21 protein-coding genes are annotated in these 23,383 nt (G+C 70.1%); 12 read left to right on the top strand and 9 right to left on the bottom strand.

Annotation, left to right across the window (positions count from 1 at the left end; translation table 11 throughout):
- Positions 1-20: 20 nt before the first annotated feature.
- A complete protein-coding gene (locus KGQ19_RS29370) occupies positions 21-1,172 on the bottom strand; it encodes a PucR family transcriptional regulator (protein ID WP_212014840.1) in 1,152 nt (383 codons plus the stop codon).
- 139 nt (positions 1,173-1,311) lie between these two features.
- Between KGQ19_RS29370 and KGQ19_RS29365 the strand changes: the two genes are divergently transcribed.
- Together KGQ19_RS29365 and pruA are read left to right on the top strand one after the other, a co-directional pair.
- Positions 1,312-2,238: a proline dehydrogenase family protein gene (locus KGQ19_RS29365; protein WP_212014838.1), complete on the top strand. Its 927-nt coding sequence runs from the start codon at positions 1,312-1,314 to the stop codon at positions 2,236-2,238.
- A 32-nt stretch (positions 2,239-2,270) separates the two neighbouring features.
- Positions 2,271-3,902 (top strand): L-glutamate gamma-semialdehyde dehydrogenase, encoded by a 1,632-nt coding sequence (gene pruA, locus KGQ19_RS29360; RefSeq protein ID WP_212014836.1) that lies wholly within the window; start codon positions 2,271-2,273, stop codon positions 3,900-3,902.
- 50 nt (positions 3,903-3,952) lie between these two features.
- On the opposite strand, the gene KGQ19_RS29355 is transcribed toward pruA, so the two are convergent.
- Positions 3,953-4,168 carry an FmdB family zinc ribbon protein gene (locus tag KGQ19_RS29355; RefSeq protein ID WP_230419632.1) on the bottom strand — a complete coding sequence of 72 codons (216 nt, stop codon included), beginning with the start codon at positions 4,166-4,168 and terminating at the stop codon, positions 3,953-3,955.
- Between the two features lie 108 nt (positions 4,169-4,276).
- Here KGQ19_RS29355 and KGQ19_RS29350 point away from each other — a divergent pair, with 108 nt between their 5' ends.
- Positions 4,277-5,545 carry a S8 family serine peptidase gene (locus KGQ19_RS29350; protein WP_212014832.1) on the top strand — a complete coding sequence of 423 codons (1,269 nt, stop codon included), beginning with the start codon at positions 4,277-4,279 and terminating at the stop codon, positions 5,543-5,545.
- Between the two features lie 45 nt (positions 5,546-5,590).
- The gene (locus tag KGQ19_RS29345) at positions 5,591-6,343 is read left to right on the top strand and encodes a maleylpyruvate isomerase family mycothiol-dependent enzyme (RefSeq protein WP_212014830.1); all 753 of its coding nucleotides are present in this window, start codon (positions 5,591-5,593) and stop codon (positions 6,341-6,343) included.
- Between the two features lie 4 nt (positions 6,344-6,347).
- Here the strand turns inward: KGQ19_RS29345 and KGQ19_RS29340 are convergent, their stop codons facing one another.
- The 3 genes from KGQ19_RS29340 to KGQ19_RS29330 all read right to left on the bottom strand — a co-directional run bounded on the left by KGQ19_RS29340 (position 6,348) and on the right by KGQ19_RS29330 (position 9,110).
- Positions 6,348-6,959, bottom strand: coding sequence for a DUF1990 domain-containing protein (locus KGQ19_RS29340; RefSeq protein ID WP_212014828.1), 612 nt, complete (start codon positions 6,957-6,959; stop codon positions 6,348-6,350).
- Between the two features lie 23 nt (positions 6,960-6,982).
- A complete protein-coding gene (locus KGQ19_RS29335) occupies positions 6,983-8,044 on the bottom strand; it encodes an alpha/beta hydrolase (RefSeq protein WP_212014826.1) in 1,062 nt (353 codons plus the stop codon).
- A 190-nt stretch (positions 8,045-8,234) separates the two neighbouring features.
- The gene (locus KGQ19_RS29330) at positions 8,235-9,110 is read right to left on the bottom strand and encodes a YihY/virulence factor BrkB family protein (RefSeq protein WP_230419631.1); all 876 of its coding nucleotides are present in this window, start codon (positions 9,108-9,110) and stop codon (positions 8,235-8,237) included.
- A 227-nt stretch (positions 9,111-9,337) separates the two neighbouring features.
- On the opposite strand from KGQ19_RS29330, the gene KGQ19_RS29325 reads away from it, so the two are divergent.
- Together KGQ19_RS29325 and KGQ19_RS29320 are read left to right on the top strand one after the other, a co-directional pair.
- Positions 9,338-9,748, top strand: a complete 411-nt coding sequence (locus KGQ19_RS29325; protein WP_212014822.1) for a DUF2784 domain-containing protein — start codon at positions 9,338-9,340, stop codon at positions 9,746-9,748.
- Positions 9,745-10,605 carry a DUF72 domain-containing protein gene (locus tag KGQ19_RS29320; RefSeq protein ID WP_212014820.1) on the top strand — a complete coding sequence of 287 codons (861 nt, stop codon included), beginning with the start codon at positions 9,745-9,747 and terminating at the stop codon, positions 10,603-10,605. The genes KGQ19_RS29325 and KGQ19_RS29320 overlap by 4 nt, the downstream gene beginning before the upstream one ends.
- A 23-nt stretch (positions 10,606-10,628) precedes the next feature.
- Here the strand turns inward: KGQ19_RS29320 and KGQ19_RS29315 are convergent, their stop codons facing one another.
- On the bottom strand, positions 10,629-11,057 hold the full coding sequence (locus KGQ19_RS29315) for a class I SAM-dependent methyltransferase (protein ID WP_307856551.1): 429 nt from the start codon (positions 11,055-11,057) through the stop codon (positions 10,629-10,631).
- 117 nt (positions 11,058-11,174) lie between these two features.
- Positions 11,175-12,503 (bottom strand): hypothetical protein, encoded by a 1,329-nt coding sequence (locus tag KGQ19_RS29310; RefSeq protein ID WP_212014814.1) that lies wholly within the window; start codon positions 12,501-12,503, stop codon positions 11,175-11,177.
- A gap of 169 nt (positions 12,504-12,672) precedes the next feature.
- On the opposite strand from KGQ19_RS29310, the gene KGQ19_RS29305 reads away from it, so the two are divergent.
- The 5 genes from KGQ19_RS29305 to KGQ19_RS29285 all read left to right on the top strand — a co-directional run bounded on the left by KGQ19_RS29305 (position 12,673) and on the right by KGQ19_RS29285 (position 19,745).
- Positions 12,673-13,143 carry a hypothetical protein gene (locus KGQ19_RS29305; RefSeq protein WP_212014812.1) on the top strand — a complete coding sequence of 157 codons (471 nt, stop codon included), beginning with the start codon at positions 12,673-12,675 and terminating at the stop codon, positions 13,141-13,143.
- Between the two features lie 10 nt (positions 13,144-13,153).
- Positions 13,154-14,317, top strand: a complete 1,164-nt coding sequence (locus KGQ19_RS29300; protein ID WP_212014809.1) for a cystathionine gamma-synthase — start codon at positions 13,154-13,156, stop codon at positions 14,315-14,317.
- Positions 14,318-14,642: 325 nt separating this feature from the next.
- The gene (locus KGQ19_RS29295; RefSeq protein ID WP_212014806.1) at positions 14,643-18,149 is read left to right on the top strand and encodes a hypothetical protein; all 3,507 of its coding nucleotides are present in this window, start codon (positions 14,643-14,645) and stop codon (positions 18,147-18,149) included.
- Between the two features lie 25 nt (positions 18,150-18,174).
- On the top strand, positions 18,175-19,176 hold the full coding sequence (locus tag KGQ19_RS29290) for an ROK family protein (protein WP_230419630.1): 1,002 nt from the start codon (positions 18,175-18,177) through the stop codon (positions 19,174-19,176).
- A gap of 47 nt (positions 19,177-19,223) precedes the next feature.
- Positions 19,224-19,745, top strand: a complete 522-nt coding sequence (locus KGQ19_RS29285) for a DUF6985 domain-containing protein (RefSeq protein WP_212014803.1) — start codon at positions 19,224-19,226, stop codon at positions 19,743-19,745.
- Positions 19,746-19,856: 111 nt separating this feature from the next.
- Here the strand turns inward: KGQ19_RS29285 and KGQ19_RS29280 are convergent, their stop codons facing one another.
- Both KGQ19_RS29280 and KGQ19_RS29275 read right to left on the bottom strand, forming a co-directional pair.
- A complete protein-coding gene (locus tag KGQ19_RS29280) occupies positions 19,857-21,509 on the bottom strand; it encodes an MDR family MFS transporter (RefSeq protein WP_230419629.1) in 1,653 nt (550 codons plus the stop codon).
- Positions 21,502-22,005: a MarR family winged helix-turn-helix transcriptional regulator gene (locus KGQ19_RS29275; RefSeq protein ID WP_212014801.1), complete on the bottom strand. Its 504-nt coding sequence runs from the start codon at positions 22,003-22,005 to the stop codon at positions 21,502-21,504. The genes KGQ19_RS29280 and KGQ19_RS29275 overlap by 8 nt, the downstream gene beginning before the upstream one ends.
- Positions 22,006-22,147: 142 nt before the next feature.
- On the opposite strand from KGQ19_RS29275, the gene ilvA reads away from it, so the two are divergent.
- Positions 22,148-23,368 carry a threonine ammonia-lyase gene (gene ilvA, locus KGQ19_RS29270; protein ID WP_230419628.1) on the top strand — a complete coding sequence of 407 codons (1,221 nt, stop codon included), beginning with the start codon at positions 22,148-22,150 and terminating at the stop codon, positions 23,366-23,368.
- The last annotated feature ends 15 nt before the right edge of the window (positions 23,369-23,383 follow it).

The following is a 23,383-nucleotide window of genomic DNA, read 5'->3' as shown; positions in this document are numbered from 1 at the left end:
TAGCGTCACCCGCCTTAGCGTTACCCACCCACAAGCGGAGCCAGGGAAACGCCTAAGTGCAGCCGCAACCGGTCTCGACCGTCACTCAGGTCGAGACCGGTGATCCGCTCGATCTTCTCCAGCCGGTGGTAGAGCGTCTGCCGGTGGATGCTCAGCGCGGCAGCCGTCTGCTGAACGCTTCCGGCATGATCGAGGTACGTCTGTACCGTGACAAGCAGATCCGGCTCCTCTAATAGCCGGCGCACCGCGGGGTCTACTACAGCGTCACGTAGTTCTCTCTGCGGACCGCACGCAAGCAACCGGTAGATCCCTAGGTCCGCCCACACGGCCGTGGGCCGGAACGCCGGAACCGCCCGCCCGACCCGCACCGCCAGCCGAGCCTCCCGCCAACTGGCCCGGGCTTCGGCGAGATCGTCGCGTGGCGCGCCGATCCCTACTAATACGTCGTCCCGCGCATCGTGCTCTAGACGTTCTCTGTAGAGCTCCAGCGCGCGCTCCGCGATATCGGCGACGGAGAGCGGTTCGGGAACCAGCAGACTGATGTGATCTGTCTCCGGAGCCGCCAGGACCGACCGAGGCAACCGCCACAAGTTGATCGGTATCGACTGCCAGTCCTGGGTCCGCGCCTCCAGGACAACCACCGAGATCCGCCGGTCCCGGTCGACCAGCCCCAGATCCGAGATCTCCTCCGCGGCCTGTTCCGCGACCCCGCGTTCCGGCGACAGCAGGTTCTGGAGGCGTTCCTCCATCCGTTCTCTGACCCGCGCCTGTTGCGCCAACAGCGCGCCGGCCCGGGACGCCTCGTGCATCGCGCTGGCGAGCATCGCGTCGTCCAGCCGGCCGTCGGCCTCCAACAGCCAGACGTACCCGTACGTCACCCCGTTCCAGCGCGCGGGCAGACACACCCGCGGCAGGACTCCGTGCTCTGGATCCGCCGGCGTGCGCACCGGCCGGTCACTGCGCGCGATCCCGAACCCCTCGAACCAGGCCCGCACCTCCGGGGTGGAGCGCCGCTGCAGGATCGAGCGCTGCCGGATGACGTCCAGGCCGCCGGACTGCGAGGCGAACGCCACCAGGTCGAAGTCCCGGTCCTCCAGCGTCGCCGAGGCGGAGGCCAGCTGTGAGATGAGGTCCACCAGGTCCTGGAGCTGGTCGGTGGTCTGGGTCGCCATCAGACAAGTGTATGACGAAACCGGACAGTGATCGTGGCACTCGTCCATATCCCCGGCGGACGAACCGACTTACCGTCGTCCCAACAGACTCCGCCACCGCTGCGCCACCAGGTGCGCCACCAGGAAAGACAGGCCCGCCATGCTCAGCCGCACTCTCCTAGCCGCCGCCCGCAGTCCCAAGATGCGAGGGATGATCACCGGGGTCCCCCTGACCCGGCGCGTGGTCGACCGGTTCGTCGCCGGGGACAACCTGGACCAGGCCAGCCTGGTGATAGGCGACCTGGTCGAGGAGGGGCTGGCGGTCACCGTGGACCGGCTCGGCGAGGACACCCTGAGCGCCGCGGACGCCGCGGCCACCCGCGATGCCTACCTGGAGATGCTGAAGCGCTTCTCCGACCTCGGCATCGCGCACCGCACCGAGGTCTCGCTCAAGCTCTCGGCCCTGGGCCAGAAGCTCCCGAAGGACGCCGAGAAGATCGCGCTGGAGAACGCTATAGCGATCGCCGAGGCGGCCCGCGACGCCGGCACCACCATGACCCTGGACATGGAGGACCACACCACGGTCGACGCCACCCTGGGCGCCCTGCGCGAACTGCGCGGCGACTTCCCGTGGGTCGGCGTGGCGATCCAGGCCGCGCTGTTCCGCACCGAGGGCGACATCACCGACCTGGCGACCGCCGGCTCCCGGGTGCGGCTGGTGAAGGGCGCGTACATGGAGCCCGCCTCCGTCGCGCACCAGGAGAAGCACGAAGTGGACAAGGCGTACGTGCGCGCCATGAAGACCCTGATGCGCTCCTCGGCGTACCCGATGATCGCCAGCCACGACCAGCGCATGATCGACATCGCGCACGCGATGGTCGCCGAGACCGGCCGGGCCCAGGACAGCCACGAGTTCCAGATGCTGCACGGCATCCGGACCACCGAGCAGCACGCCCTGGTCGCCGACGGCGACACCATGCGCGTCTACGTGCCCTTCGGCGACGACTGGTACGGCTACTTCATGCGCCGCCTGGCCGAGCGCCCGGCCAACGTCATGTTCTTCCTGAACTCGCTCGTCAAGCGCTAACCGCGCCAACAGAGGGGAACACCCGCACCGCCATGGATGCCATCACCCACACCCCCGCCCCGGTCAACGAACCGGTCCGCGCCTACGCCCCGGGCTCGGCCGAGCGCGAGTCGCTGCGCCGCCGCGTCACCGAGCTCGCGGCCGACCGCCACGACCTGCCGATGACCATCGCCGGGCGCCGTCGGATGGCCTCCGGCGAGCGCATCGAGGTCGTCCAGCCGCACAACCACAAGCACGTCCTCGGCGAGACCGCCAACGCCTCGACGGCCGACGTCGCCGACGCCGTGGCGGCGGCCAAGGCGGCGGCGCCGGCCTGGCGCGCGCTGCCCTTCGACGAGCGCGCGGCGGTCATCCTGCGCGCCGCCGACCTGCTGTCGGGCCCCTGGCGCGACACCGTCAACGCCGCCACGCTGCTCGGCCAGTCCAAGTCGGTGCAGCAGGCGGAGATCGACGCCGCCTGCGAGCTGATCGACTTCTGGCGCTTCAACGTGCACTTCGCCCGGCAGATCCTGGCCGAGCAGCCGCCGGCCAACTCCGCCGGGGTCTGGAACCGCACCGACTACCGGCCGCTGGACGGCTTCGTCACCGCGATCACCCCGTTCAACTTCACCGCCATCGCCGGCAACCTGCCGACCGCGCCGGCGCTGATGGGGAACACCGTGGTGTGGAAGCCCTCGCCGACGCAGCAGTTGGCCGCGCAGTACACGATGGAGCTGCTGGAGGCCGCCGGGCTCCCGGCCGGCGTCATCAACCTGGTCACCGGCGACGGCCTGGCGGTCAGCGAGGTCGCGCTGAACGACCGCGAGTTCGGCGGGCTGCACTTCACCGGCTCCACCAAGACGTTCAAGACCCTGTGGCGCCAGACCGCGCAGAACCTGGACGTCTACCGCTCCTACCCGCGGATCGTGGGCGAGACCGGCGGCAAGGACTTCGTGGTCGCGCACCCCAGCGCGGACGCGGCCGCTCTGGTCACCGCACTGGTCCGGGGCGCGTTCGAGTACCAGGGGCAGAAGTGCTCCGCGGCCTCGCGCGCCTACATCCCGCGCTCCCTGTGGGAGTCCGGCGTGCGGGAGCAGCTGGCCGACGTCACCGGGACCATCACCTACGGCGACGTCACCGACTTCTCCTTCTTCGGCGGCGCGGTGATCGACCGGCGGGCCTTCACCAAGCACAGCGACCTGTTCGCGCGGGTCCGTGCCGAGGGCAAGCTGGAGATCCTGGCCGGCGCCACGGCGGACGACTCGCAGGGCTTCTTCGTGCAGCCGACCGTCCTGGTCGGCGACGACCCGCACCACGAGATCTTCACCGACGAGTTCTTCGGTCCGATCCTCGCGGTGCACGTCTATGACGACGCGCGCTATAGCGAAGTCCTCGACCTGGTCGACAGCTCGACCCCTTATGCGCTGACCGGCTCCGTGTTCGCCACGGACCGCGCGGCCGTCGAGGAGGCGCACAGCAAGCTGCGCTTCGCCGCCGGCAACTTCTACGTCAACGACAAGCCGACCGGTGCGGTCGTCGGGCAGCAGCCGTTCGGCGGCGGCCGGGCCTCCGGGACCAACGACAAGGCCGGGTCCGCGCAGAACCTGCTGCGCTGGCTGAGCCCGCGCACCGTGAAGGAGACGTTCGTGCCGCCGGTGGACCACCGGTACCCGCACATGGGCTGACGGCTTCCCTCAGCCGTTTCAGCCCTCTGGCCGCTGCTCCAGCTACCCGGCTAAGAGCAGCAGCCACCGCCGCAGCATCCGCCAGAGTCGCCGGATGCTGCGGCGGACTTGTTCGCGCCGCCGACGTTCACGGCGACCGCGGAGATCAGCTTGACGGTGTCGTCGTGGCCGGCGGGGCACACGGCGGGAGCGGACGCCTCCGCCATCGGACGGGACAGCTCGAAGGTGTCGCCACACGCGCGACAGCGGTACTCGTAACGGGCCATGCCCCGCATCATAAGCGGTAAGTGATTTCCGCCTAGTGTCTGAAAAGCCTCTATAGGGATTTTCACAGAGGTTTGCGTTATTTGCTATGGCGCGCGATCCTGGGGCGCATGTCGCACCGCTTGGGGTCGCTCATGGGTGTCTGTGGCATGGCCGCTTTGGCGTTCATGCCCCCTACGGTGCGGGCGGAGGACGCCGTACCCAAGGCCGCCACGCAGTGGCCGCTCACGTACCTGAAGGCCGACCAGGTGTGGCAGCACACCAAGGGCGCCGGCGTCACGGTCGGCCTGGTCGACTCCGGGGTCTCGCCGCTCGGCGACACCCGGGACAACCTGCTGCCCGGCGCGGACTTCTCGCTCGGCCCGGACAGCACCGGCATCGCGCACGTCGACACCGACATCGACAGCCACGGCACCACGATGGACGTGCTGATCGCCGGGACCGGGGCCGGTGACGGCCTGCACGGCCTGGCGCCCGAGGCGAAGATCCTGCCGGTGCGTATGCAGCAGGAGGACGGCTCGGACCCGGTGCACATCGCCGCCGCCATCAACTACGCGGTCGCCCAGCACGTCAAGGTGATCAACATGTCGCTCGGCACCGCGGACACGCCGGGGATGGCGGCCGCGGTGAAGCAGGCCGAGGCCGCGGACATCGTGGTGGTGGCCGCCGCCGGGAACTACGGGACCGAGCACGTCATCATCCCGGCGGCCTATCCCGGCGTGGTGGCGGCCGGTGCGATCGACGACACCGGCGCCCGGTGGTCGGGCTCTTCGTACGGACCGCAGGTCGCTCTAACGGCTCCCGGAGTGGGGATTCCTGTAGAGGACGCCTCAGGTATCCCGAAGACCTCGAAGGGCACCAGCGAGGCGTCCGCCTACGTCACCGCCTCGGTCGCGCTGGTCCGCTCGATGCATCCGGACTGGACCGCGGGCCAGACCATCCGCGCGCTGCTGGCCACGGCCACCAAGGCCGGCGGCGCCAGCGGGCTTCAGCGCGACGACGCTTACGGCTACGGCATCGTCAACCCGCTGGCCGCGCTGTACGTCGGTGCTCCGGTCGCGAAGGACAACCCGCTGCTGTCCGGCGCGGCTCCGCTGGCGGCGTCGCTTCCCGCCCCGGCACCGGCTCCCGCGGCGAGCACTGGCGCGGCGCCCGGTACGTCCGCTACACCCGCGCAGTCCTCGCCGGCGCACATGTCTACAGAGGCCCTAAAGGGCTCTACCAACGCGGCCGCCACAGCGAAGACCACCCTGCTCCCCTCGCGCCGGGACAAGATCCTCGCCGCGTTCGCGGCCGTGGTGATCCTGGCGATGATGCTCTGGCTGGTGGCCGGCGCGCTGAAGCGGAGGGCAGACCGGAGAAACCGTTTGTGGCGCTAAAGGGGGTTCCTAGGCAGGGCGCACAGTCAGTGGGAGAGTGAAGAAGTGGACCACATCGCGCACTTCGAGAGGGAAACAACGGCTTTCCACCGTGCCGCCCTGATGGCCGCCATGCCGGCCGCTCCGCCGCCGGTGCCGTCGTGTCCGGACTGGACGACGGCGGACCTGGTGCGGCATCTCGGCCGGGTGCACCGTCTGGTGGACCACATCATCGTGGACCGCTTGCAGTCCCCGCCGCCGGACCGGCAGAAGTTGTTCACAGCCCCCGCGGACGCGACGTCCGAGGACCTGGCCGACTGGTTCGCCGAGGGCGCCATCGCGCTCGCCGCGACGTTCCACTCGACCGCTCCGGAGGTGCCGGTCTGGACCTGGGGCACCCAGCACGACGTCGGCTTCTGGCTGCGCGCCCAGACGATCGAGGTGGCCGTCCACCGCTGGGATCTGGAGGGCGCGATCGGTTCTCCCCAGCCTGTGGACGAAGAGTTGGCGGCCGACGGCGTCGCGCAGTTCCTCGACGTCGTGGTGCCCTTCCGCCGCAGCAGCTCGAAGGACCTGCCGCCGATGGGAGGGGAGAGCTACCGCTTCCGGCAGACCGACGGCCGCGAGATCTGGTCCGTCGCGCTGGACCCCGACGGTCCCCGCCCGCTGGGCGAGGACGAGCCCGCTGACGTCGAGCTCGCCGGCAGCGCCTCGGATCTACTGCTCTTCCTGTGGCATCGCATTCCTGGGGAGCCGCTTATGACGAAGGGCGATGTGAAAACGCTAGAGCGTTTCTTCGTAATGGTTCCGACGGTATAGCGCTCTATCGGGGCTGTACCGCCATCGCTAATAGGTACTTGTTCGTATAGCGGTTCTGGATTATCCGCGTTACCGGACCGCCCAACCGCGAGTACCAGAGAACGGGTTTGGAGAACGCCATAACGGTGAACTCCACGAGGCCTTCTCCTCGGGTCACGTAGAAGGCCTCGCGACCGTCCTCGGGGTGCCCGGGCAACGTCTCATAGGCGTACCCGGCGTAGTCCGCGCTGCCGAACTCCGCAGTGACGACCCGGAACGGTGCGCGGAGCGGGATCACTCCGGCGATCCGCGAGATCAGCTGTCCTTCGAGTCCGATCGACGGCGGCACATTGTCGTCGACCTCGACTCGCATCCCGGCGCCGATCTGCGGCCCCCAGGCTCGGAGCATCGCCCGGGCGCGCTCGAAGGCGCGGTCCAGGCTCGCGTCCTGCGGATCGAAGGAGTGCGCCAGCGGGATCGAGCGTCGGAAGTACCGGTAGCCGTCCGGAGTCGGGCCGAGGGCGGCGTCACCGGGATGCGGCTGAGGCGGCTGAGGCGGCTGCTGTGGCTGCTGTGGCTGCGGCTCGGGCGACGGCCGCCCGGGCGAGGGCTCGGGAGGTCGCGGCTGAGATGTCATGAGGCGGGCCGCTCGGCGCCGTCTCAGCTCCCGCTCTGCGGCTGGCCCACCTGGGTGTCCCGCCCCAGCGCGATCAGCGCCAGGTTGTACAGCGCGGTGTCCCCGGTGCGCAGGTAGTCGCTGTGGCCGCCGTTGCCGGCGTTGAACAGCCGGGCCCCGAACGCCGGATCCACCGGGTCGTTCCCGAAGCCGACACTCACCCCCAGTAGGTCCACCTGGACGTGCGGGACGTCGGCGATGCCGTCGTTGGTGCTGCGGCCGGCCCAGACCTGCGCGGAGGTGTTCAGGTCGGACACCGAGCCGACACCCATGCCGGGGGAGCCGAACACGGCGATGTCCGTGACGTTCACGTGCGGCGCGGCCTGGCCGCACACCACCGAGCCGTAGCTGTGGCACAGCAGCGACACCGGCGCGTTGTTCACGGCCTTGATCTGCGCCAGGAACGCCTTCAGCGCCTTGGCGCCGGCCGCGGCGTGGCCGAGCGTGGTGACGTGGATGCTGTCCATGGACGGGGCGTCGTAGCCGAGCCAGCCGATGACCGCCAGCGAACCGTTCGCGCCGAGTTTCTGCGCCTGGTCGTACAGCGCCTCGGCGCCGACGCCGGTGCCCTTGACCCCGTCGAAGTTGGCCAGTGTGTTGCCGGCCCCCGGGACCACCACCGCGATCCGCTTGGCGTGCACCAGGTCGCCGACCACCTCGATGCCCCGGCCGTTGCCGGAGGGGTCGAAGGACAGGAAGTCACGGGACGGGACCGCGAGGTTGCGCAGCGAGTTCGCCAGCGCCGGGTCCCCGCCGAACTGGGCCTCGTCGGCGGCCTTCGCCATCGCCGCGCGGTTCAGGTCATAGCGCTGAGTCAGTGCCGAGGCACTGAGCGTGGGCAGCTTCGGCAGCGGGCTGTAGCTGATCGCCGCGTGCGCCGGACTGCTGGTGACCAAGGCGGCACTCAGGGCGATGGACACCGCGAGGGTCTTGCGCGGGATCCCGCCCGGCATGATCTTCCCCGGCCGCAGATGGTCGATCTGGTGGCGCAGGCTGTGCGGGACGACCGCGGCCAGGCCGATGCGGGCGGAGTCGAGCAGGCGCATCGCATCGGTTCCTAACGGCTTGGGGGGGATTCAGACGATCCTACGCGATCCGAACAGTGCTACGGGACCGGCTCGCGTGATGAGGCTCTTGAGATCATCCGCACTCGTTGATCGATCATCTGGTGCTGATCGGGATTTGTCGAGGGTCACCGGGCGTATATCCAAGTGCGCCAAGTGAGGGACCGGCCGATCAGTCGAACAGCGACCGTGGCCAGGTCCGCTTGGCCCGGACCACGTCGGATGTCACGGCGATCAGGGTCAGCCGGGCCTGGAGATAGATCCACGCCACCAGTCCGAGCACGAGCCCGAAGACCCCGTAGAGCGTCGAGGCGTGGGCCAGCTGGTGCGCGGCGATGAAGCCGCCGAGGTACTGCAGGCCCTGCCAGAAGACCGTGGTGAGGATCGCGCCGAGGCGGAGGTCGCGCGCGTCCACCTCGGTGGCCGTGGCGGTGCGCATGCCGAGCCAGAACAGCAGCGCGGTGAGCACGAACGAGGCGGCCACCAGCGCCAGCCGCAGGCCGATCGTGAAGAAGACCCCGGAGGCCCACTCGCCGAGCGCGGTCAGCGCGGTCGTGGACAGCACCCCGAGCCCCATCGTCCCGATGACCCCGACGCTGCGCAGCCACGACTGCGGGAATTTCGGCCGCCGGTCCTCCGGCACCCCCCACAGCAGGTTCATCGCGTACTGCGCGGCGTTGGCCAGCCCGAGCGCGCCGATCGAGGTGACGACGATGGAGATGGCCAGCGCCGGGCCGCTGCGGCCGAAGTCGTGGATGTTGTTCTTCAGCTGGTCGCCGATCACCGGGAAGTCGACCAGCGCGGAGTTCAGGACGTCCTGCTGGAGCTTGGGATTCGAGCGCAGGACGGCACCGAGCACGGTGGTGAGGATCAGCAGCAGCGGGAACAGCGAGACGAACGCGAAGAACGTCAGCATCGCGCCGAGGTAGCCGGCCTTCATGTCCTGGAGCTCCCGGTAGACGGCGACCGGGAACGCCAGCACGGGATGCCGTTGCTGGAACCGGTCCACACGGTCGGCCAAGGCGCGCAGCCGGGACAAGAACGCCATGCCCTTCATATAAGCATCGGCGTCCCGCCGGGCGCCCACACCACGCTGACGACTTGGGGAACGCGAGCCGCATTCGCCGCACCGGCCACCGCGCGTGCCGGCTTCCCGGTGGCTTCGCGGTGGCTGTTCGGCGGCGTGCGGCACGGCGAGTTCCAGCGGGGTACTCAGATCCCGGTTGAGTACCCGCGCCCTTGTCATCGACGGCCGCGCGGACCAGGCTTTTCGGCATGGGATACCGATTCCTCATCGATGCCACGATGACGGTCCACTACTCCTTCGTGGCGTTCGTGGTGGTCGGCGGATACCTCGCGCTGCGCTGGCCGCGCGTGTTCTATGTGCACGCCACGGCGGTGGTGTGGCTCGGCGTCAACGCACTCGGGGTGAAGTGTCCCCTGACGCTGATCGAGAACTGGTGCCGCGAACGTCTCGGGGAACCGGGAATCCCCCAGGGCTTCATCGCCACGCACATCACCGGTGTCCTTTATCCGTCGAATCTGGAATGGCTGTTCCGGTGGCTGGTGGTGCTCGCGATCGCCTTCTCGTGGTTCCTGCTCGCCCGGCGTCATCTGCACCGGGATAAGGGTTCGAACGCCGGTGACATTTCGGGGGTGTCCGGTTCGCTAGGCTCGAAGGTGTGAGACTGCACGTTGGCTGCGCTATGTGGACGTTCGGGCCGTGGCAGGGCCGGCTCCTGCCGCATCCGCTGCCGCCGCGCGAGCGCCTCGCCGCGTACGCGACGTGGTGCAACGCGGTCGAGGGCAACACCACGTTCTACGCGACGCCGTCCCGGGCCACCGTCGAGACCTGGGCGGCGCAGGCACCGGACGACTTCCGCTTCCTGCTGAAGCTTCCGAAGCCGGTCACGCACGAACGTCGCCTCGCCCCCGACCTCTTCACCCCCGGCAGCGCTCTGCACAGCTTCTTCACCGCGATCGAACCGCTCGGCCGCAATGCCGCGCTGTGGGTTCAGCTTCCGGCCTCGTTCGGACCTACCGACCTCCCCGCGCTGGCCGCTTTCCTCGGCCGGGTTCCGCAGGGGTACCGGTACGCGGTCGAGGTGCGGCATCCCGCGTTCTTCGCGGACCCGAAGACCGAGCAGTCGCTGGAGAAGCTGCTGACGGAAGCCGATGCCGAGTGGGTCCCGTTCGACACGACAGTGCTCTACGAAACCCCGCCGACGACCGACGCCGAACGCGAGGCCTGGACCAAGAAGCCACGCCTGCCACGGCGTACTCGTGCCCTGACTCGCTTCCCGGTGGTGCGCTACATCGGCCGGGACGACGGGGAGCGGACGGCCGAGGGCTGGCAGCCGTGGGCGGACACCACCGCTGCCTGGCTTCGGGAGGGGCGTTCTCCGACCGTCTTCATCCACACGCCGGACAACGCCGACGCCCCGGTGCTGGCGCGCCGGTTCCATGAGGACGTGCGGCGGCGGGTGCCGGAGCTGGCGGCCTTGGGGGAGCCGATGCCGGTGGGGCCGCCGACGTTGTTCTGAGCCGCAGCTCCCGCTCTGCCGGCCTACGACCCGAGCACGCAGACGACCGGCGGGTTGAGCGGGAGGATCTCGGTCCGCAGCTGGGAGACGATGGCGATGCGGCCGCCGGAGGCCAGCCGCGTGCGGAGCGCGGCGAGCTGCTCGGCGGCGTCGGGCCAGAGACCGAGGGAGTCGACGGCGAGGATCGCGTCAAAGGGACCGTCGAGGGTCGCAGGGAGCTGATCGACCGGCGCTTCTACCAGCGTGACGCGGTCGGCCCGGATGGCATCCCGGTTGCGCTTGGCGGCCTGCCGGCGCATCACGGCGGAATGGTCGACGCCGTACACGTGCCCCGCACCGGCCCGGACCAGCGCCGAGATCGCGACGCCCGGACCGTACCCGATCTCCAGGACCTGATCTGTCGGATTCACGTTCAGCAGGCGGGGTCGCAGCCCGGCTGGCCGGGCGGTCACTGGCGCAGGCACATGAACAGCTGCACTCCGCTGCTCCGCTGAATGCCGAACGCCGAACGCCGAACGCCGTGATGGCTGACATCACGGCGTTCGGCGCGTATGTGGTTGCTCCTGCTACTAGCTGCAGGTTATCGAGGAGATCTTCATCGTCTTCGTGTCGAACACGGCGGTGAACTTGCTCGCCTCCTGGCCCGGCGCGTCCGGATGCCAGTCCGGCCACGTCACCATGTGCAGCGTGCTCTGCGTGCCGGAGGTGGTGAGCGACGTCCCATCGGCCATCATGACCGACAAGGGGACCTTCTTCGTGCACAGCAGCGGCACGGTGCCGGTGCTGCCCCAGGCCTTGGTGAAGGCGGCGTCCGAGACGAAGAAGGGGCGGATGGCGGCCTCGGCGTCCACGCCGAGTGACTTCTGCTGGGCGGCCACGCGGTAGTAGTCCAGGAGCTGCTGCGCGTAATCCGCCGGCTTTGTGTTGCTGCCCAGGACCGGCGGGTAGGCCCGGCCGCAGGTCACGCGGGAGATCTTGGCGGAGCCGAGGTCCACGGCCAACGCCGAGGTGAAGCCGGTCCGCATCGCCGGTACGGTCGGGTCGGGAAGGGTCATGACCGCCCCGGGCGCGAAGTCCCAGGTGCTGGCGGCCGACGTCGTGCCGGTCAGAGCGACGATCCACCGATCCGGTCCGTTTTGACCGCACTCGTCCGTGTTGTAGTCCCCGTCACCGGTCCAGGCGGCGAAAGCGCTCGTGAAGTAGGGGTGCGACTTGTTGTCGACCACCGACTGGTCGTCGGTGAGGACCGCGCCGTAATACGTCGCGATCGGCGCGATCCCGGGGAAGTCCGTCGGACTCGGTGCCCCACCGCACGCGGTGCCCTTGATGACGCCCGAGGCCGGATCCACGGTCACGGTGACTTCCACCGCTCCGGCCTTGTTGTTCTCGTAGAGCATGACCGGGACAGTCGCGTTGCTGCCGGAAGCCCGCACGGCTCCGATCACGATGCCGTCGTACTTCGCCGTGCCGCAGTCCATCGGCCGTTCCGATCCGACGGGTCCGGTGCCCCAGGAGGCGTTCATCGTCGCCGGGCTGTCGAAGTCGGCGGCCAGTTCCGTGGTGTTGACGGTCGGCTGATCGTAGTGCGGGGGAGCCGTCACGCCCTGCCCGAATGCGGACGCCACCTTGGCGCGCATCGCCTCCAACTGGGCGGCGGTGAAGGCGGAGGTGGAGCCCGTGGAAGGCGAACCCGTGGACGGCGAACCCGCGGACGGCGAGCCGTCACCTGTCGGGCTGCTCGTTCCCGCTCCTCCAGCCGGCGCCGTCGCCGAGGTGCTCGGCGCGGCGGTGGACCCCCCACCCGCCGCCTTGGACGTGGAACTACATGCCCCGAGCCCCGCGACCAACGACGCGGCGATTGCGGCGACCGCGGCTGTACTGATGCGTGAGCGCATCATCGTTTCCCTCCCCAGGCGAACACTCTGTCGACCTTCTAGACGTGCGGTCGCCGGGGAGGTTGCGTGGTGGCTTCGGTGACTTGCCCCGCCGGGTTTACGCCAGGGTGCGATGTCGCAAATGGTCAGTATTGTCCTCTTCAGGTAATACGACCGAGCACGGGAGGCGTTGATGGGTTCGCTGATCGCGGGGACGCTGGACGGGCTCGGCCACGTGGTCGGGCTCGCCGGGGACGCCACCCCCTACGTGCCCAGCGCGCCGGTGCAGATAGGCACGTCAGGGCCTCGGCACGGGGTCGCGGAGGCCGCGTCCTGGCAGGGGCTGATCGTGATGTTCGGGTTGGTGCTCGCCATCGGCGCCGCGGTGTTGATGTACGCGGTGCGGCAGCGGGCCCGGGTGTTGGAGCGGCGGCGGGTACGTCGGATGGCCGCAACCGTCGCCCTGATGGGTGATGCCGACGAGGCCATCGCCGTCACTCCGACCACCTCGACTCTGGCCGCGAGCCTGGGCGCGAGCCTGAGCGCCGGCATCCCGGTCAAGGCTGCCGCCACCGCCGCCGGCCCATCCGCCGCGACCTCCGCTCCGACCAAGCCACCGCGCACCACACCCGCCACACCCGGCCGTCCAGCCCCGAACGCGTAACCTGAAGACCATGTCCGCATCTGACGCCCATGCCAACGCCGCCTTCGAGACCCTGGCCATCCACGCCGGCCAGGACCCGGACCCGCTGACCGGCGCCGTCGTCCCCCCGATCTACCAGGTCTCCACCTACAAGCAGGACGGTGTCGGCGGCCTGCGCAACGGCTACGAGTACTCCCGCAGCGCCAATCCGACCCGCAAGGCGCTGGAAGACTGTCTCGCCGCGATCGAGGGCGGCCGCACCGGCCTGGCCTTCGCCTCCGGCCTGGCCGCCGAGGACTGCCTGCTGCGGACCGTGTGCGTGCCCGGCGACCACGTGGTGATCCCGGCCGACGCCTACGGCGGCACCTTCCGCCTCTTCGCCAAGGTCCTGTCCCGCTGGGGCCTGGGCTGGACCGCCGCCAACATGTCGGATCCGGCGGCCGTGCGGGCCGCGGTGGTGCCCGGCAAGACCAAGGCGATCTGGGTCGAGACCCCCTCGAACCCGCTGCTGGGCATCGCGGACATCGCCGCGCTGGCCGGGGTCGCGCACGAGACCGGCTCGCTGCTGGTGGTCGACAACACGTTCGCCACCCCCTACCTGCAGCAGCCGCTGGCCCTCGGCGCCGACGTGGTCGTGCACTCCACCACCAAGTACATGGGCGGCCACTCCGACGTGGTCGGCGGCGCCCTGGTGGTGTCCGACGAGGAACTGGGCTCGGAGCTGGCCTACCACCAGAACGCGATGGGCGCCGTCGCCGGGCCCTTCGACGCCTGGCTGGTGCTGCGCGGCGTCAAGACCCTGGCCGTGCGGATGGACCGGCACTGCTCCAACGCGCAGCGCATCGCCGAGGCCCTGGCCGCGCACTCGAAGGTGACGGCCGTCCACTACCCGGGCCTGCCCGACGACCCCGGCCACGAGGTCGCGGCCAAGCAGATGTCCGGCTTCGGCGGCATGGTGTCGTTCCGGGTGGCCGGCGGCGAGCAGGAGGCGGTCGACATCTGCGGCCGCACCGAGCTGTTCACCCTCGGCGAGTCCCTGGGCGGCGTCGAGTCGCTGATCGAGCACCCCGGCCGGATGACGCACGCCAGCGTCGCCGGCTCCCCGCTGGAGGTGCCGAGCGACCTGATCCGGCTCTCGGTCGGCATCGAGTCGGTCGACGACCTGCTGGCCGACCTGCTGCGCGCGCTGGGCTGACGGTCTCTGGCCGGCTGGCTGAACAACCCGGACAAGGGTCACTCGCGTTCGAGTGGCCCTTGTTGCCGACGCCATGTATCCCGCAGGCCGATCGTCCTCTGGGGCTCGTGGCTATTGAAGAACGCGCCGATATCGAACGTCGCAACATGCGCATATGTGAACCCTGTTATCGCCGTCACCCTCGACGCCTTGTTTCCTCTACGAGTCGACGGAACGCAGGTGAGAGGCCGTTCGGTGAACGTTCGGGGCGTCTAGACGAAAATACGCCTCAGGGTCCTGTCGTCGCGCTGTGCAAGGGCACGGTCCCTGTGCACAATTAGCCGCCGTGGCAGGAATATCGGGAGTCTCCGCCGGCATCGTCCTGGCGGGTCGCTACACCTTGTCCCGGCGGTTGTGGCACCGCGGGATCGGCGAGCTCTGGCTCGCCTCCGACTCGGTGCGCCGGCGCCGGGTGTGGATCCAGATCACCGCATCGGGCGGTCTGGAGAACGCGGTCGCGGCGCTGACGCACGTCACGCACCCGGCGATCGCGGTGGTCCGCGAGGCCGGGCAGAAGCGGATCGCGCACGAGGACCGGGTGGTCACCGACCACGACCAGCACTCCCACAAACTGATCCACAAGAGCGACAGCTACATCGAGTTCGCCGTCTACGACCAGGACAAGGGCTCGTCCCTCACCGCCCGCCTGATGAAGGGCGCACTGACCTCCGCCGAGGTCGGCACACTCGCGCTGAACGCCGCCGAGGTCTTCGAGCGCGTGCACGCCGCCGGGCTGGTGCACGGCTGGCTGCACACCGACTCGATGTGGGTGGGCAGCAAGGGCGAGGCGTTCGTGGACCTGGCACTGGGGCTCGCATTCGAGGGGGACGCGGCCGCGGCCGCGGCTGAGGCGCCGAGCGGGTTCTTGACGGCGGCCCGGCTGGGTGGGGCGGCGGCTTCGGCTGCTGATGATGTTTACGGGCTGGCTTGGTTGACGTATGCGGGGGTCTTCGGGTGGGAGATCCTGCACGAGGATTTGGTTCGGGCTCGGGCTGAGGTCGGGGCTGGTGGCGCGGGTGGCGCGGGTGGCGCTGCGGGTGTGGCGGGCGCTGAGGCTTTGGGCGCGGGTGTGGGTGCGGGTGCGGACACGGGAGCACGCGGCGCTGGCGGTGCTGCCGGTGCCGGTGCCGGTCTTGGCGCTGGTGCTGCCAGCGCTGGCGGGGTCGCCGGTTCGGCTGCGGCTGGTTCCGTCGGCTTGGCTGGTTCAGCGGGTTCGGCTCGCTCGACGGCCGGGCACGGCTCCGGCGCCGCGTACGCTGCCGCTGGTTCGGCTGCTGGTTCGGCGGCGTTGCTGGCGTACCGGCGCGAGTTGGCCCTGGGACGCCTGACCGAGTACTTCGGAAGCGGCTCCGAGCTGGCCGAGATCTTCGCCCACAGCTTGTCGGACGAAGCGGGCGAGCGTCCCTCGATGGCGCAGATCGCCGAGGCGCTGCGGGCCCACCCGCTGGCCGAGCTGGCACCGCCGCCGCTCGTGACGGAACGCGCGGCAGCGGCCGCAGCGGCGTTGGCGCTGGCGGCCGAGGTCCGGACCGAGTCGCTGGCGTCGAGCGTCGAAGACGCGGACTCGGGCGCGTGGATCCCCGCCGTGAGCCCCACAGCCGGCGCCGCCCGCAAGGACTCGATCCCCCTCGCCGAGGCGGAGGCCGCCACCGCGGCAGCGGTCGCGACAGCGGTGGCGGCGGCCCTGGCCGAAGCCGAGGAACGACACCGCAACAAACTCAACGCGACCGAGGCCCGCCACGGCCTGAACCTCGAAGCCGCACGCACGTCCCACGCCACGGAACTCGAGACGGCAACGGCCGCTGCCGCGGCGGCACTCGCCGCGGTGGAGCAGCGGCACGCGGCGGAGCTGGAGTCGGCGCGCGGCGAGCATGCTTCGCTCGCGGAGGAGGCGCTGGCCGCTGCGACTGGCGCGGCGGTCGCGGCAGCCGTTGCCGAGGCTGAGGAGCGGCATCGCACTGAGATGGAGTCGGTGCGGGCCGAGCATGCGTCAGTCGGCGAGGAGGCGCTTGCGGTTGCGGCCGGTGCCGCGGTGGCGGCTGCTGTCGCCGAAGCCGAGGAACGCCACCGCGCGGAGTTGGCTGGCAGCGAGGAGCGGCATTCCGGCGAACTGGAGTCTGCCCGGGCTGAGCACGCGTCGGCTGCCGAGGCAGCGCTTGCGGCTGCAGTCGCGGCAGCTGTTGCCGAAGCAGAGGAACGGCACGCTGCCGAGTCCGCGAGCCACGCCGAGGCGGCGGAAGTCGCACTGGCCGCTGCGCTTGCGGCCGCGGTGGCGGAGCTCGACGCGCGGCACTCGGCGGAGCTCGCGGCGGCGGAGGCGAAACAGGCTGCTGCGATAGAGGCCGCGAGTGCCGCTGCGGTCGCGGCGGCGCTCGCTGAGGCGGCGGCCAGTGCTGAGACGCAGCAGCTGCCGGCTCACAGTTCGGCGGGAGCTGGTACGGCTGCGGGTGTGTTGGCGGCCGGTGCCGTGGGTGCGGTGATCGGTGCGGAGCTGGCTGGTTCCGAGGCCGCAGCCACTGGTTCAGCGGCGAGTGGTGGGGCGGCGAGCGGTGGGGCGGCCAACGGTGCTGCGGCAGGTGCGGCAAGCGGTTCGGCCGCAGGTGTGTTGGCGGCTGGCGCTGCGGGTGCGGTGATCGGTGCGGAGCTGGCTGGCGCCGAGACTGCTTCAGCTGCGGGCACGGCAGGCGGCGCGGCAGTAACTGGCGCTGCGGCCGGTACGGCGGGTGGCGCAGGTGCGGTAGGTGGCGCGGTGGCAAGCGGCGCAGTGGCAAGCGGTTCGGCAGCGGGTGCCGTCAGCGGTTCAGCAGCAAGCGGATCTGCGGCGGGTACGGCAGGAAGTTCAGCGGTAACTGGCGCTGCGGCTGGTATGGCGGGCGGCGCGTTGGCGAGTGGTTCGGCAGCGGGTGCCGCCAGCGGTTCAGCGGCAAACGGTTCGGCAGCGGGTGTCGCCGCCGGCGCCGCGGCAAGTGGCGCAATGGCAGGCGCGGCGCTCGTCAGTGCAGCCAGCAGCGGTGGTTCAGCAGGCGGCGCGTCCGGGGCCGCCGCTGCGGCAGCTGCCCCGAAGCCGAAGCCGTGGCTCCTAGCTTCCGGTGGCATCCTCATCGGCGTGGTGGTCGGGATCGGGATCGGCTATGCCGTTCACAGCTCCGGCTCCAGCTCCAGCTCCAGCTCCAAGTCCACCGCGCTGCCGGTCTCGACCGCGTCCAGCATCGGCGGGTCGCCCTCGCTCCCCAGCGCCAGTGCCTCCGGTGCCGTGCCGGGCATCTCGCCCAGCGGTTCGGGGAACGTCACCACCGGCGGTGCGAGTGGACCGGGTGCGAGTGGGCCCGGCGCGAGTGGCCTCGGGGCGAGCGGTCCGGGCGCCAGCGCGTCTGGCACCAACAGCGGATCCAGTGCGGGCGTGCCCAGCGGGGCAGCGTCCGGAGGTAACGGCAGCCCCTCGACCGCTCCCGCTGGCAACGCGTCCGGCGGCGCATCACCTACCGCCCCCAATGACACTGCCCCCAACGACACCGTGCCCTCGGCCGCGCAGCCCACGTCGCCGCAGCAGGCCGTAGGTCAAATCACCGTCGTCATCACCACCCAGGTCACCGACACCAACGCCAAGTCGGCCCTCGCCAACGCCGTCAACCAGCTCAAGGCGACCCTGCCCGGCTCCAACGCCTACAACGAAGGGCTGGCCGGCCTCACCGAGACCATTGCGGCGCAGCTGAATCAGGGCACGATTACCCAGGCCACCGCGCAGGCCCTGCGCCAGCAGGTCACCTATCTGCAGGGCTTCTCGGGAAGCTGATACAAAACCGCCTAAGGTGTCCATCATGACGGTGACTGACACCTCCGGGGGCGCCCCCGAGTCCCCCGACGCCCCCGACACCTCTGAGGCCCCGGTACTGGCGATCGACATCGGCGGTACGAAAATGGCGGTCGGCGCGGTTGACGCGCGGGGCGAGGTGCTGGCCTCGTTCCGGGTGCCGACGCCGGCCGGGGCGGATGCGGATGGCGAGGCGTTGTACGCCGCCCTGCTCGACGCCGTCGACCAGCTGCCCTACGAGCGCGGCGCGTACCGGGCGGTCGGTGTGGGGTGCGGCGGGCCGATGCGGTGGCCGGCCGGGGAGGTGTCGCCGCTCAATATTCCCGGGTGGCGCGGGTTTCCGTTGCGGTGGCGGCTGGAGGCCGACTTCCGGCGGGATGTGCGGCTGCACAATGACGCGATCTGCCTGGCCGCCGCCGAGCACTGGCAGGGGGCCGGGCGCGGGGCCGCGAACATGCTGGGGATGGTCGTGTCGACCGGGGTCGGGGGCGGCCTGATCCTCGGTGACCGGCTGATCGACGGGGCCAAGGGCAACGCCGGGCACATCGGGCACATCGTCGTGGACCAGGAGACGCCCTGCGCCTGCGGTGGCACCGGCTGCCTGGAAGCCGTCGCGAGTGGGCCGCGCATGGCCGCGTGGGCGGCGGCGCAAGGGTGGCGCGCCGGGCAGGAGAGCCGTACCGGCAAGGACCTGACCGACGACGCCCGGGCCGGCGACGGCATCGCTGAGGCCGCCTTCACCCGCGCCGGCACCGCGCTCGGCGTCGCCATCGCCGGAGCGGCCGCGTTGTGCGACCTGGAGTTGGTGACGATCGGCGGCGGCATCGTGCAGGCCGGGGAGCTGCTGTTCGAGCCCCTGCGCGGCGCGCTCCACCGGCACGCGCGCCTGGATTTCACCAAGAACCTGAAGGTGGTTCCGGCCGATCTCGGCCAGGACGCCGGGCTGGTCGGCGCGGCGGCGCTGATCCTGCGCGGTGACGCGTACTGGTCGGCGGACCGCGCGGACTGACAGCGGCGCGAGGCGGACTGACGGTGGCGCGAAGTAGGGTCGTCGCCATGGAGATACCAGGGCTCGGGACCCTCGATGAGGAGCTGGGCGGCCACCGCAGCGAGTCCGTCCCGGTGTCGTTGCTCGAAGGCGAGGCCGAGTTCTTTCTCGAAGGCTACGAAAGCGACGACCACCCCGAAGACTTCCACGCCGCCATCAAGGCCTTCCTGGGCCTCGGCCAGTCCGCACTCGAAGCTGCCTCAGGTCCGGTTTTCGAGTACTACAGCGACGTCCGCGCCATCGTCGACGACGGCGCCGTCCCGCACATCCACCGCCCCGAAGACGTCTGGCAGTACGTGACGTTCGGCTGCGAGGCGGTCGTGGCGCGCGACTGGTTCGGCGACAAGCAGGTCTGCGTCTCCATCGGATGCGGCTGCGACTGGGAACCCGAACACGGCCTCCAACTCGTTTTCCGAGGCGGCCGCGTCGTCACCAAGATCGGCCCCTACGACGACCACATGAGCAACGCCACCACCGAGCGCCCCGACCTGGCGGACGTCGTCTACCGCAGCTTCCGCCGGGACAGCTGAACCAGAACCCGTTAAATCAGTCCACACAAACGCCACGGCCGCCCGAGAAACCCCAGGAGGCCGCAGCGTTCTTAGTTGTGCGCACTAAATATGTTGTGCGCACTAAATACCTCAGTGCGCCATAGCCGGCGCCTCGACATCCGACGACCCCGCCTGCTTGGCGACATCGGCCGGCGCCATCGAGCGCAGCTTGTGCTCCTTCAGGAACCAGCTGGCGATCCAGGCGATCAGGCTGAGCCCGGCGCCCACCAGGAACACCGTCGACAGCGCCTGCGTGAACGAGTGGATCAGCACGTGCTGCACCGCGGCCGGCAGCTTGCCCATCGCGTCCTGGCTCTGCAGGATCTCCATGCCGTGGTCGCGCACCGGCGCCAGGGCCGCGCTGGGACCGGCGTTGCTCTTCAGGTGGCTGGTCAGCTGGTTGGTCAGGATCGCGCCCATGATGGCCGCGCCGAAGGTCTGGCCCAGCGAGCGGAAGAAGGTGGTCGACGTGGTCGCCACGCCCATGTCCTTCATCTCCACCGCGTTCTGCACGGCCAGCACCAGCACCTGCATCGTGGCGCCCAGGCCCAGGCCGACGATGAACATGAACAGGCCGGCCAGGACGAAGTTGGTGTTCTCGTCCATGGTGGTCATCAGGCCCAGGCCCACGGTGGTCGTCGCGATGCCGGCGATCGGGAAGAACCGGTAGCGGCCGGTCTTGCTGATGATCCGGCCGGAGCTGATCGAGGTGGCCAGCAGGCCGACCATCATCGGCAGCATCCGCAGGCCGGCCTTGGTCGGGCTGTCGAAGTTCACGACCTGGAAGTAGAACGGGATGTACATCATCGCGCCCATCATCACCATGCCGATGAGGAAGCCCATGATGTTCGAGACGCGGAAGACCGCGCCGCGGAACAGGCGCATCGGCAGGATCGGCTCCGGCGTGCGGATCTCCCACAGGACGAACGCCACCAGGAGCACGACGCCGGCGATCGCCAGGCCGATGATGACCGGGGAGCCCCAGGCGTATTGCTGGCCGCCCATCTGCGCCGCCAGCAGCAGGCCCACCACGCCGGCCACGACCAGCGTCGCGCCGATGTAGTCGATGGTCGCCTTCATCCGGCGCTTGGGCAGGTGCAGCACGGCGCTGATGACGAACAGCGCGATGATGCCGATCGGCAGGTTGACGTAGAACACCCAGCGCCAGCCGGTGATGCCCAGGATCGCGTTGTGCTCGGTGAAGATGCCGCCGAGCAGCGGGCCGGCCACCATCGCCAGCATGAACACGCCGCCGAACAGGCCCTGGTACTTGCCGCGCTCGCGGGGCGGGACCACGTCGCCGACGATGGCGAAGGTCAGGCCCATGATGCCGCCGGCGCCCAGGCCCTGCAGCGCGCGGAAGGCGATCAGCTGGTCCAGGTTCTGCGACAGGCCGGACAGCGCCGAGCCGGTGAGGAACAGCGCGATCGCGATCATGTACAGCGGCTTGCGGCCGAACAGGTCCGAGAGCTTGCCGTAGATCGGGGTGGCCGCGGTGGAGGCCAGCACGTAGGCGGTGGTCACCCAGGGCATCCGGGCCAGGCCGTTCTGGCCGCCGATGTCGCCGATGATGGTGCGGATGGCGGTGCTGACGATGGTGTTGTCCAGCGAGGCCAGCAGCAGGCCCAGCATCAGGGAGCCGAAGACCACCAGGATCTGCTTGTGGCTCATGGTGGAGCCCTCGGCCACCTGTGGTGCCGGAGGGCTCGCTATGTTCTCGGGTTCGGCGGTCTTCTCAGTCATTCTCGGTTCCGTCTTCCGTTGTGGGGCCGTTCTTTGGTTCAGCGCTTTTGGCGATGAGGGCACTGAAGTCCTCGACGTAGCGGGTCATCAGCCGGGACAGGGTCCGCAGGTCCTGCGGCTCCCAGTGGTCGAAGCCCTCGCGCATGGCGTCGATGCGCTTCTGCCAGAAGTCCTGGATGTGCTTCTGGCCCAGTTCGGTCACGTGCAGTTGGGTGGCGCGCCGGTCGGAGACGTCGGCGACCTTCTCGACCAGGCCGTCGGCCTCCAGGTGGGCGACGTGGCGGGAGACGGTCGACTGGTCCAGGAACAGGTTCTTGGCCAGGTCGCTGGACCGCACGGGCCCGCACTTGGCCAGCATTCCCAGCGCGGCGACCTGCCCGCCCTCGGGCTCTTTGCGGGAGCGCATGATGCGCTGGAACAGCATGCCCATGGTCTTGCCGAGCTCGCTGTACTCCTCGTCCGTGAGGGGGGTGCCGGAGCTCTCGTCGCCGTTCATCGTCCTTCTCGTCTCCGTGTGGATGGCGGGCCGTCGGGTCAGGATGCTTGGTTGCTGCAAGCATATACCTGGATGCATGCGCCATGCAAGTAGTTTCGGACGGTGGCTCGTGGGGCCGACGGGGACCTGCCAGACTGGGATCATGTCAACGGCGACTGTGACCCTGGAAGACATCGAGCAGGCGCGTGACCTGCTGGAAGGCGTGGCGCGAAGGACCCCGCTGGAGGGTTCGCGCAGCATCTCCGAGCAGGTCGGGGGACATGTGCACTTCAAGTGCGAGAACCTGCAGCGGACCGGGTCGTTCAAGGTCCGCGGGGCGTATGTGCGCATCGCGAAGTTGCCGGCGGCCGAGCGGGCCAACGGGGTGGTCGCGGCCAGCGCCGGGAACCACGCGCAGGGCGTGGCGCTGGCGGCGTCGCTGCTGGACAGCAAGTCGACGGTGTTCATGCCCGAGGGCGCGCCGCTGCCGAAGGTGGCCGCGACCGAGGCCTACGGCGCCCACGTGCGCTTCGCCGGGCACACCGTGGACGAGGCGCTGATCGCGGCCCGCGCCTTCGCCGCCGAGACCGGCGCCACCTTCATCCATCCCTTCGACCACCCCGACGTCATCGCCGGGCAGGGCACGGTCGGGCTGGAGATCCTGGAGCAGTGCCCCGAGGTGCGCACCATCGTGGTCTCGGTCGGCGGCGGCGGCCTGCTGGCCGGGGTGGCGGCGGCGGTCAAGGCGGTCCGCCCGGACGTCCGCGTGGTCGGCGTGCAGGCGGCCGGAGCCGCGGCCTACCCGCCCTCGATGGCCGCCGGCAAGCCGGTGCAGCTGGCCGCAATGGCGACGATGGCCGACGGAATCGCCGTCGGCCGGCCCGGCGACCTCCCGTTCGACCTGATCACCCGACTCGCCGACGAGATCCGCGTGGTCTCCGAGGAATCGCTGTCCAAGGCGATGCTCCTGTTGCTGGAGCGCGCCAAACTGGTCGCCGAGCCGGCCGGCGCCGCGGCCGTCGCGGCCGTGATGGACGACGCCCGCGCCTTCGAAGCCCCCGTGGTCGCGCTGCTGTCCGGCGGCAACATAGACCCGCTGCTGATGATGCGCATGATCCGGCACGGCCTGGTCGCCGCCGGCCGCTTCCTGGCCCTGCGGCTACGGATCCCCGACCGGCCGGGCGCGCTGGCGAAGCTGCTGAGCGAGCTGGGCGAGGCGGACGCGAACGTGATGGACATCGAGCATCTGTGGACCCGGCCGTCGCTGGCGTTCGGGGAGGTCGAGGTGGCACTGCAACTGGAGACGCGGGGGATCGCGCATGCTGAGACGCTGATCTCGCGGTTGCGGGCGGCGGGGTATCAGCCGGAGCCGACTTCGTTTTAGGGGGCGGGGCGGGGC

The sequence above is a fragment of the Catenulispora pinistramenti genome, from assembly GCF_018274385.1.
In the GTDB taxonomy this organism is placed as follows: domain Bacteria; phylum Actinomycetota; class Actinomycetes; order Streptomycetales; family Catenulisporaceae; genus Catenulispora; species Catenulispora pinistramenti.
The sequence above is the reverse complement of the archived record's forward strand: the minus strand, read 5'-3'. Positions and strand labels throughout refer to the sequence as shown.

Coding starts and splice junctions, on each gene's coding strand:
- KGQ19_RS29370 (WP_212014840.1), bottom strand. CDS start 1,172: ATGGCGACCCAGACCACCGACCAGCTCCAGGACCTGGTGGACCTCATC.
- KGQ19_RS29365 (WP_212014838.1), top strand. CDS start 1,312: ATGCTCAGCCGCACTCTCCTAGCCGCCGCCCGCAGTCCCAAGATGCGA.
- pruA (WP_212014836.1), top strand. CDS start 2,271: ATGGATGCCATCACCCACACCCCCGCCCCGGTCAACGAACCGGTCCGC.
- KGQ19_RS29355 (WP_230419632.1), bottom strand. CDS start 4,168: ATGGCCCGTTACGAGTACCGCTGTCGCGCGTGTGGCGACACCTTCGAG.
- KGQ19_RS29350 (WP_212014832.1), top strand. CDS start 4,277: ATGTCGCACCGCTTGGGGTCGCTCATGGGTGTCTGTGGCATGGCCGCT.
- KGQ19_RS29340 (WP_212014828.1), bottom strand. CDS start 6,959: ATGACATCTCAGCCGCGACCTCCCGAGCCCTCGCCCGGGCGGCCGTCG.
- KGQ19_RS29335 (WP_212014826.1), bottom strand. CDS start 8,044: ATGCGCCTGCTCGACTCCGCCCGCATCGGCCTGGCCGCGGTCGTCCCG.
- KGQ19_RS29330 (WP_230419631.1), bottom strand. CDS start 9,110: ATGGCGTTCTTGTCCCGGCTGCGCGCCTTGGCCGACCGTGTGGACCGG.
- KGQ19_RS29325 (WP_212014822.1), top strand. CDS start 9,338: ATGGGATACCGATTCCTCATCGATGCCACGATGACGGTCCACTACTCC.
- KGQ19_RS29310 (WP_212014814.1), bottom strand. CDS start 12,503: ATGATGCGCTCACGCATCAGTACAGCCGCGGTCGCCGCAATCGCCGCG.
- KGQ19_RS29305 (WP_212014812.1), top strand. CDS start 12,673: ATGGGTTCGCTGATCGCGGGGACGCTGGACGGGCTCGGCCACGTGGTC.
- KGQ19_RS29300 (WP_212014809.1), top strand. CDS start 13,154: ATGTCCGCATCTGACGCCCATGCCAACGCCGCCTTCGAGACCCTGGCC.
- KGQ19_RS29290 (WP_230419630.1), top strand. CDS start 18,175: ATGACGGTGACTGACACCTCCGGGGGCGCCCCCGAGTCCCCCGACGCC.
- KGQ19_RS29285 (WP_212014803.1), top strand. CDS start 19,224: ATGGAGATACCAGGGCTCGGGACCCTCGATGAGGAGCTGGGCGGCCAC.
- KGQ19_RS29280 (WP_230419629.1), bottom strand. CDS start 21,509: ATGACTGAGAAGACCGCCGAACCCGAGAACATAGCGAGCCCTCCGGCA.
- KGQ19_RS29275 (WP_212014801.1), bottom strand. CDS start 22,005: ATGAACGGCGACGAGAGCTCCGGCACCCCCCTCACGGACGAGGAGTAC.
- ilvA (WP_230419628.1), top strand. CDS start 22,148: ATGTCAACGGCGACTGTGACCCTGGAAGACATCGAGCAGGCGCGTGAC.